Annotated in this window: 9 protein-coding genes; 3 read left to right on the top strand and 6 right to left on the bottom strand. The window is 35.2% G+C overall.

From position 1 onward, the window contains the following. Positions 1-387 precede the first annotated feature (387 nt). Positions 388-585, top strand: coding sequence for a hypothetical protein (locus tag K9V48_RS26140; RefSeq protein WP_224142018.1), 198 nt, complete (start codon positions 388-390; stop codon positions 583-585). A gap of 139 nt (positions 586-724) precedes the next feature. Here the strand turns inward: K9V48_RS26140 and K9V48_RS26135 are convergent, their stop codons facing one another. The 3 genes from K9V48_RS26135 to K9V48_RS26125 form a co-directional block, all read right to left on the bottom strand. After that, entirely contained in the window at positions 725-1,090 is a 366-nt protein-coding gene (locus K9V48_RS26135) for a CPBP family intramembrane glutamic endopeptidase (protein ID WP_224142019.1), read from the bottom strand. 800 nt (positions 1,091-1,890) lie between these two features. Further along, complete coding sequence (locus K9V48_RS26130; protein ID WP_224142017.1) at positions 1,891-2,037, bottom strand: hypothetical protein; 147 nt, start codon at positions 2,035-2,037, stop codon at positions 1,891-1,893. A 48-nt stretch (positions 2,038-2,085) separates the two neighbouring features. Beyond that, a complete protein-coding gene (locus tag K9V48_RS26125) occupies positions 2,086-2,406 on the bottom strand; it encodes a hypothetical protein (RefSeq protein ID WP_224142016.1) in 321 nt (106 codons plus the stop codon). Between the two features lie 281 nt (positions 2,407-2,687). Between K9V48_RS26125 and K9V48_RS26120 the strand changes: the two genes are divergently transcribed. Next, the gene (locus K9V48_RS26120; RefSeq protein WP_224142015.1) at positions 2,688-3,200 is read left to right on the top strand and encodes a DUF3231 family protein; all 513 of its coding nucleotides are present in this window, start codon (positions 2,688-2,690) and stop codon (positions 3,198-3,200) included. Between the two features lie 748 nt (positions 3,201-3,948). On the opposite strand, the gene K9V48_RS26115 is transcribed toward K9V48_RS26120, so the two are convergent. The 3 genes from K9V48_RS26115 to cls all read right to left on the bottom strand — a co-directional run bounded on the left by K9V48_RS26115 (position 3,949) and on the right by cls (position 6,938). Beyond that, entirely contained in the window at positions 3,949-4,281 is a 333-nt protein-coding gene (locus K9V48_RS26115) for a branched-chain amino acid transporter permease (protein WP_224142014.1), read from the bottom strand. Next, on the bottom strand, positions 4,278-4,991 hold the full coding sequence (azlC, locus tag K9V48_RS26110) for an azaleucine resistance protein AzlC (protein WP_224142013.1): 714 nt from the start codon (positions 4,989-4,991) through the stop codon (positions 4,278-4,280). Before azlC ends, K9V48_RS26115 begins: the two co-directional genes overlap by 4 nt. A gap of 498 nt (positions 4,992-5,489) precedes the next feature. Beyond that, entirely contained in the window at positions 5,490-6,938 is a 1,449-nt protein-coding gene (gene cls / locus K9V48_RS26105; protein WP_224142012.1) for a cardiolipin synthase, read from the bottom strand. Between the two features lie 214 nt (positions 6,939-7,152). Here cls and K9V48_RS26100 point away from each other — a divergent pair, with 214 nt between their 5' ends. Next, a complete protein-coding gene (locus K9V48_RS26100) occupies positions 7,153-8,448 on the top strand; it encodes an aminotransferase class I/II-fold pyridoxal phosphate-dependent enzyme (RefSeq protein WP_224142011.1) in 1,296 nt (431 codons plus the stop codon). Positions 8,449-8,779: the final 331 nt, after the last annotated feature.

Genomic DNA, 8,779 nt, shown 5'->3' with positions numbered 1-8,779 from the left:
GGGTTTTCCTTATCCCCCACTGATGGATAGCGAGACTTACCTTAGCTTTTACGGGCAGTTATCCCCCACCTTCGCCTCTTTGTGATTCACTCAAGCTTAGAGGTGGGGGTATTACTGCCCGTTAATGAGGGATAAATCAGCTTCAGATAATGACTCTACTTAAAAAGGACGCCTTCTTATTAAAGAATGGCGCCCTTTAAAGAAATAATATCTGAGCTTCTATTAGCTAGTTTTGCTGAAGATTGATCTTTAATTTCTCATTGATCAATTATAGGACCCAGTTCGTGAAAGAAACTGAAATAATAATCAATCTAAAAGCAGAATTGGATTTTATTTTGAATCAATTGTTCATACTAATATAAAATACCTGTTTCAGAAGGAGATTATATGCCAAATCAAAAAAATAATCGCCATAATCTAGTCCCGCATAAAAATCAAGCTAATCAATTAAATAAAGAAGATGATACATACAGCATACTTAAACAAGCAATGGAAGTGGATACAGATGTCAATGAAGACCCAAATCGGGAAAGATTATTGGATGAATCAGTTGATGCTTTTCTAGAATCAAAAGAAGAACAGTAATATAAGAGCAGGAATTATCGTCGCTCATGTCATGTTTTACCAGTACCTAATTCTTTTAGACATTCAACTATCGCAGGTTAATTGAATCAGAAAAAACGATACTTTTCTTTAAGTATCGCGCCCTTTTTCTGGAATAAGTTCAAATTATCCATCCATTGAAAACCATACCCAAGTTGATAACAATGTGAAAAACTATGGATGGATATATACTATTGGTCTTTAAAACTACGATTGCATAGAAAAGCCCTCCGAAAGAAAAAAGTAAGCTTATTATTAGAGGAATTCCAATTGATAAATGCAGTAGACCGAATCCGATACTGGTTATTACAACAGCATAAAAGGTGGAAACATTTCTTTTTAAACTTGATAACATAATACCTCTCCAAATTACCTCTTCAAGAGTAGCGTTTATGATGGCAAACAATATACCGAAAAGTAATATTGATTTTAAATAGCTTATTTCTTGATGTCTAAATAATGGTATAAGTATTGTGCTCGATACCATAAGACCGATAAGTAAAAAGTACGGTAATTTAATTGTGTGAAACGGCATTGTTATACGTCTGTGCCAATCTGGTAATAGTGCGAAGTAAAATATCTTCTGCTTAGATAACATTAGTGAAATCACTGTTCCAACCATAATAAATATGAGGAAACTTCTGTTTATTATGGTTTTCATTTCTACGGATATGTTCCATTCATTGATGTAGTTGCTTCCAATTTGAAACATCAATGTACCTAATAAGAAGAACATAAACAAGGAAACCGATGAACGGTATTTATTAGTTGAGATGTAGATGATGAGCAAAAATACCAGTGGTAATAATCCCCAAACAAACAACCTAAATGAAAAAAGAATAATACCTGCGAAAAATAAAATTGCCAAAAATAAAAGAAACATATTTGTCCGTGAGCGATTTATGCTAATCCCCCCTTTAATAAAGCACAATTAAATCGTTTTCATCTAAACTTGTTCAAGATAGCTGCTCTTTAGCTGAATAAGCTCCTGTATATACCATACCATAAAGCGAGACTTCCATCATTGGGGGTTTTCCTTATCCCCCAATGATGGTTAGCGAGACTTACCTTAGCTTTTACGGGCAGTTATCCCCCACTTTCGCCTCTTTGTGATTCACTCAAGCTTAGAGGTGGGGGTATTACTGCCCGTTAATGCGGGATAAAAAGTAAATCATCCTTCATCATATTTAAAAACAACAATCTTTACGAAAAGAGCCTTTATTTTTTAACAATCGCCCATATATATCAATTAAAGGGTGCATTACCTCTGTTCCGGTAATGCACCCTTTAATTGATCATTTTAAATGCTAAAGCAATTAGATAAAGTGGGACTCCAACAATTAACATCCCTGCAAAAAGGTAACATATACTTTTGAAAATAAACTTAAAGAAATCATAGATTGCCCCAGCTAAATCGTCAATAAATCTTGCCATGCCTATCCCTCCATTACCTACTCGTTCTTGAAGAAGAAAAGAACACTACTATTCCTCCATTAATTTAACTTTTTCCAGTTTTAAATATTTTTGAGAGAGGAAATAGGCAGATGTAGCAATAAGCATTGTTACAATTAATGGCATTGAAGAAGCCTTACCAAACGCTACCTCTTGACTAATAGTAGTCTCTATTGCAGATAAATCTGGAGTATAAAAGGCAGTTAGAATCACACCCGATAATATTTGAAATACCGTATAGAGCAAGATAAAGCTAATTATAAATACAAAATATTTTTTCAATATCATCACCTTTTTTGGATTTTTTTGTAATTTAAGTATACCATATTTTCTAGTTTCACTAACCTGCATATGTTTAGTGGAAATCCCTAGATAATTACCAATTTGATACTCTTTTGAGATTTCCTGATTACTCTATTAAATAGCCCAATTGCGGAATAAGGAAAATTATACATTTTAAAACAGGATTCCTGATCAAACTTTATTATAAACAATTAGACATTTTTATTAATGATCGGGCTTTATTACGAAGCCACACAATACTGAATTAATAAGCTGCAAAAGGAGAATGATAAAGATATGTGCTTTGGCGAAAGGAGGCACTAAATATGAATTTGATTAGGAGGATTACAATGGGAATTTTAAGTGGAAATCCAACAGATGAACCTATGCATTATGGGGAAGTATTTAGCACCTGGTCGTTTCTCTTAACGGCTAAGGGGATAATTGCAGGTTATCAAACTCACCTAAACCATGCAGGTGATGAAGATTTACAGAAATTACTGAAGGAAGCAATTGAGGGTGGACAACAAGAAATCAAACAAATTGAAACTTTATTAAAAGCGAATGGAGTAGGTTTACCACCATCACCACCTGAACGACCTAATGCATGCTTAGATGATATTCCAGCTGGAGCACGCTTTGCAGACCCTGAAATAGCTGCTATGCTTTCGACAAACATTGCAGCAGGATTAGTATCGTGTAGTACGATTATAGGGCAATCCATTAGAGAAGATATTGCTATGATGTTTGGGCAGTTTCATATTCAAAAGGCAGCACTTGGAGCTAAAGTTCTTCGTCTAAATAAAGAAAAAGGATGGCTAGTTCCACCTCCATTACATCATTATAAAGCAGAAGATTGTTAATTAATTTTTAACTGGTATAAGGGGAGACGGAATTTTATCCTGCTCCCTTTTCATTTTTAAAGTAACTGGTACCATTCATTAAATAGTAATTGATTATTATTCCCTTCTCTGTCCCTTTCTTCATAATAAATGTCCCTTGTTTTATTTGCTATGTTTAAAGTCTTGACTAAAGAGAAAGCCTCTAATTACTAGAATAGTTAAAGATCTCTCTTTTTTATGAAGCTTATTGACCAAATGTTTTAATTTATGGTTTAAGAATAACTTTTATACAATTATCCGTTCTTGTATCGAAAACTTCACAATCTCTTCTAAACTTTAACCTATATATCTAGGTGTTATTCAACAATATGACCCGATTACGGAACAAAAAAAATCCTGCATATCAACGCAGGATTTTTGATCAAACTTTTTATTATTGAGGTCTTGATAATACATTAAGGAATCGACTTTTTAAATTTGTTTTACCGACAGATCTTTATAATATCTAAGAACAACGAATGTCTTGTACTTCTCATCTAATTGTTCTATTGCTTGAAATAAGACTAATTTCCCTTCTGAATCTAAGCTATAAAAAGATTCCATTTTCTCCATTGAATCTTATTCGATGGGAATTACTTTATTTTTTCCCTTTAATATAATCCATTGCAGTATTGCTTAAAATTCTAGTTAGCCATGTTGAAAAAATAGATATGAAAGCTTTAATGTAAGGATTAGAAACAATGATGGAGCAATGGTCTATGCCAATTAGTTAGAAAATCAATTGCACCAAAATCATATAAACAATCGTTCCCCCTGCTATGGAGAGGAGCATCTTCCTCTTCCAAAAGTGAAGCAGTGCAACAACTGCCACTGCAATAAGTTCAGGGATACCATGACTTCCATATAATAAACTCACATCCTTAAAACAATAAATGACCAAAAGCCCAATTACCGCCGACGGCAGCACATTACCGAGATACTGTACATACTTTGGTGTGGGTTTGCCCGATGGGAAAAGAATGAATGGAAGAAACCTTGTGAACATTGTACCTAAAACAACCATTGCAATCATAATAATCTGCTGTGTTAAATTCATGGTCATATAGATTCAACCTCAACTTTCTCCAATGACTTTCTAGATAAGGTAAGCAGCCCCAAAATTGCAATCATAGCAGGGATAATGAAATTGTTTCCCCCAAAAATAATTAGACAAACAATTGAAGCCCCAAGCCCTACAAGTGGACTAAGATGTTTTTCTTCCTTCATCCACTGTTCAATAAAGATTACAACAAAGAGAGCAGTCATAACAAAATCAAGCCCTTCAGTATTAAACTTGATAACAGAACCAAAAATACCGCCAATCGTTGCTCCTAGTACCCAATAGGTATGGTTGAGCAGCGTTACGAAAAACATAACCCACCCCTTATCGACATTCTTCGGTACATTAATGGTACTATTGATAGCAAAAGCTTCGTCGCAAAGTCCATAAATCATATACAACTTTTTCTTTCCCGTTCCCCTATACTTATCCAGCATTGAAATGCCATAAAACAAATGTCGTGCATTCACCATCAAAGTTAAAAGAAGAGCATTAATCGGATTGAATGATCCGATCAATAAATTCGCTGCAACAAACTCCATTGATCCTGCAAATATTGTTAGACTCATTAAAATTGGATAAATTGCACTGAAACCTAATGAATTCATATAGATTCCATAAGCGATTCCCAAGAATACAAAACCTGCAAATATAGGGAATGTATATGGGAAAGCCGTACGAAATGCAATTATTATTTGATTTCTTTTTTTCATATGTTCACTTCCTGATAGTTAGCTTTGTATTAATTAATAACACACAAAATCCATACAATAAATAAGATAATTGTATGGATTACAATTATCTTTATATGAAAAAATTGCCCTCACTTTGATAAGTGGGGGCATAATAGATATTTTCTCTATAAAATCGACTTGTCGAACGTCACATTTTCAAACCCACAACGTATTTTACCCATACAATAATGATATGATTGTATGGAATATGATAGTAGAGGTGAAAGTATGCCAGTTAATTCATTTGATCATTATCCAATGTCTTGGAAACCTGATAAGAAAGCATTAAAAAGGCCTTATTATTCTTCCATTGCATCATTATATCTGCCGCTGTTCTTACGTTAATAGCCGAAATTATCAGATCTCGCCCACTCTACAAGTAACGATATCAAGAAAGAGGAAAGGCAATCCCCCTTCCCCCTTTCTTTTTTCCAAGGTACGTTATGCTAAAATCAATTATTCATAGAGCTCACTTTCCTATAAAATTGGTGAAAGCAATCGAGAAATCGATTCCTTAAATCGAATCCGCTTTGAACGCTGATTATAATCGTCCAACGTAAGCTCCCTCGATAACGCAACATCCTCTCTGAAGGCCTCATCAAGCTTTTCAGCAATCTCTTGGTCATAAATAAACGCATTAACTTCAAAATTTAATTTAAAGCTTCTCACATCAATATTCGCTGTACCAACAGATGAAATCTCATGATCAATCACAATCGTTTTCGCATGAATGAATCCATTGTCATATATGTAGACGCGGCCACCAAAGCTTAACAATTCACCAATATAGGACAATGTTGCCCAATAGACAAACGGATGATCCGGTTTATTTGGAATCATGAGGACGACGTCTACTCCTGATAAGCAGGCAATTTTCAAGGCGTCTAACACACTTGCATCTGGAATAAAGTACGGCGTTTGAATACAAATTGTTTTTTTTGCCATTGAAATCAATTTAATATAGCCGAGTTTTATCTGCTCCCACTCTGAATCAGGACCACTCGTAACGATTTGAATCGTGCTGTTTCCTGTTAAGACAGGCTCTGGAAAATGCTCTTGTACGTATGAAATATCGCCTTTATCACTTGCTTGATTCCAATCTAAAATAAACCGAGTTTGAATCGCGTATACCGCTAAGCCTTGAATCCTTAAGTGAGTATCACGCCAATAACCAAATTTAGGATCAAGACCTAAGTATTCATCACCAACATTAAAGCCCCCAACATAACCAACCTGACCATCGATGATGACAAGTTTACGATGATTACGATAGTTAAGTCGTAAATTAATCAACCTTAGCTTTGATGGAAAAAACACTTCGACTTCTCCGCCTGCTGCTTTTAGTTCTTTAAAAAAGGATGACCGTAATCCTCTAGAGCCTAGGTCATCATACAGGACTCTTACCTTAACTCCTTGCTTCGCCTTTTTTGTTAACGCCGCAACAAGCCGCTTTCCTAACTGATCCTTTTTTAAGATATAATACTGAAGATGGATATGATCCTTGGCATGGTCGATATCATCTAATAGCTTTTCAAATTTCTCCTTCCCATCTGTCATCACATCAATCTGATTGTTTTCGGTCAACACAGCGTCGTTATTGATCAAATGCATGTACATAAGCTGTCTGTAATCTCTTGCTGTTCGATTCAAATAGGCAAACGTATCATTGCCTATTTGTTCTACCTGTTCACTTAATAATTTTTCAATACCAAGCCTTTTCCGTCCCTCCCATTGAAACATATGATACCGACTTAAGTTTTGCCCAAAAAGGAGATATAATAAAAAGCCTAGCAGTGGGATGAAAAATAACACAAGTAACCATGCCCAAGATGAACCGGCACTTCTACGTTCTCGAAAAATTAAAATTACTGCAAATACCATATTTAAAAAATAAATAAATCCAGCTAATATTGCCACAATATTCATGAATGTTCCTCACTCGTATTATTTTTATCGAAACTAAAGCTTCCATATATTAGTTTAAGTATACCTTTAATTGAACCTTCCCGTAAGTAGACTGCATTTAAACGTTTTTGAGAATAATTTTACCGTATGCTCTGTGAGAATAATCTTTAGTATGATAAAATATCCATTAGTGAATTTTCAAAATATTTTTTTACTATAAAGGTGGAAATCGACAATGAATGAATTAGCACAAGCACTTAATAATTCAATTAAAGAAGACAACGAATTTGTCTACACAATGTTGTCCCAGCTAGGAAAAGAAATGTTTTATCCAAAAGGTATTTTAAGCCAATCTGCTGAGGCTGGCAAAAAGGCACATCGCTTTAATGCAACGATCGGGATTGCAACGGAAAACAATCAACCGATGCATTTTCAACATATTCAAGACATGTTCGGAGATCGAGTAGCACCTAAGGATCTTTTTCCATACGCACCACCACAAGGTAAAGAAGAGCTACGAAACGCTTGGAAGCAAAAAATTCTCGCAGATAGTCCAAATTTAAATGAGGAAATCGTTGGCACACCAGTTGTCACAAATGCACTTACACATGGTTTAAGCATTGTTGCAGACTTATTTGTCGACGAGGGCACTCCCATTATTTTACCTGATCATTATTGGGGGAATTACAACATCACATTTAAAGTCCGTCGTGGTGCTACAGTAACAACGTATCCTTTATTCAATGAGGCAAACGGTTTTAACGTAGATGGGCTGAAGGAAGCCATTCAATCACAAAAATCAGCTGGAAAAGTCGTTGTTTTATTAAACTTCCCGAATAATCCGACTGGCTACACTCCACTTGAATCAGAAGCTCAGGAAATTGCCGCAGTGCTGAAGGAAGCAGCTGAGGACGGTTTAAATGTGATCGCATTGATTGATGATGCCTATTTCGGATTATTCTATGAGGATTCAATAAAAGAATCGATCTTTAGCTTATTAGCAGACGCTCACCCGCGCATCCTTGCAATTAAAGTTGATGGAGCGACAAAAGAAAACTACGTATGGGGATTCCGCGTTGGCTTCATCACATATGCTAGCAAAAGCGCTGCTATTCGAAACGCGTTAGAACAAAAAACAAAGGGGATCATCAGAGGAACCATTTCAAGCGGTTCACACCCTTCTCAATCAATCATTCTACAATCATTACAATCAGAAGAATTTAAAGTAGAAAAACAACAAAAATTCGAGCTAATGAAAAGTAGAGCAGTAAAAACAAAAGAAGTACTTGCAAACGAAGAATACAAAAAATACTGGACGTACTATCCATTTAATTCTGGCTACTTTATGTGCCTAAAATTAAACAACATTAACGCTGAAGAACTTCGCGTACACCTATTAGACAAATACGGAGTAGGAACCATCTCAAACAACTCCACAGATCTACGCATCGCCTTCTCTTGTGTAGAAGAAGATGACATTGCAGAATTATTCGATCTGATTGCTAAAGGTGCAGCTGATCTACAGAAATAATTGAACATGAACGGATGAAATCCCCACCATCGGAAAGGAAGATGGTGGGGATTTTTTTCGTATCACAATCCGGCCAATTAGTTGAAGAATACAAGAAGGAAAAAGTATTCTTATTCTTTTTTTGCTTTAGGCTCTTTTCTAAAAGATTGTTGTTTTTAAACATAAAAAGATTAACAGCAGTTACAGAGCGGGACGAAAAATATATCGAAAATTGAAGGTTGGTCGATACCTTGGTGATTTCGGACAATAAAATTCAAAACCAGACAATAAAACCTTGAGCTTGGACAAAAAATCTCAAGTTCTGACAATAAATCATGATTATGGACGATAC

It is taken from the genome of Metabacillus rhizolycopersici (genome assembly GCF_020075705.1).
The sequence above is the reverse complement of the archived record's forward strand: the minus strand, read 5'-3'. Positions and strand labels throughout refer to the sequence as shown.

What these genes read in the sequence shown, in the direction of transcription:
- K9V48_RS26100 (WP_224142011.1), top strand. Translation starts at nt 7,153, where the DNA reads ATGAATGAATTAGCACAAGCACTTAATAATTCAATTAAAGAAGACAAC.
- K9V48_RS26125 (WP_224142016.1), bottom strand. Translation starts at nt 2,406, where the DNA reads ATGCAGGTTAGTGAAACTAGAAAATATGGTATACTTAAATTACAAAAA.
- K9V48_RS26135 (WP_224142019.1), bottom strand. Translation starts at nt 1,090, where the DNA reads ATGGTATCGAGCACAATACTTATACCATTATTTAGACATCAAGAAATA.
- K9V48_RS26140 (WP_224142018.1), top strand. Translation starts at nt 388, where the DNA reads ATGCCAAATCAAAAAAATAATCGCCATAATCTAGTCCCGCATAAAAAT.
- azlC (WP_224142013.1), bottom strand. Translation starts at nt 4,991, where the DNA reads ATGAAAAAAAGAAATCAAATAATAATTGCATTTCGTACGGCTTTCCCA.
- K9V48_RS26120 (WP_224142015.1), top strand. Translation starts at nt 2,688, where the DNA reads ATGGGAATTTTAAGTGGAAATCCAACAGATGAACCTATGCATTATGGG.
- K9V48_RS26115 (WP_224142014.1), bottom strand. Translation starts at nt 4,281, where the DNA reads ATGACCATGAATTTAACACAGCAGATTATTATGATTGCAATGGTTGTT.
- K9V48_RS26130 (WP_224142017.1), bottom strand. Translation starts at nt 2,037, where the DNA reads ATGGCAAGATTTATTGACGATTTAGCTGGGGCAATCTATGATTTCTTT.
- cls (WP_224142012.1), bottom strand. Translation starts at nt 6,938, where the DNA reads ATGAATATTGTGGCAATATTAGCTGGATTTATTTATTTTTTAAATATG.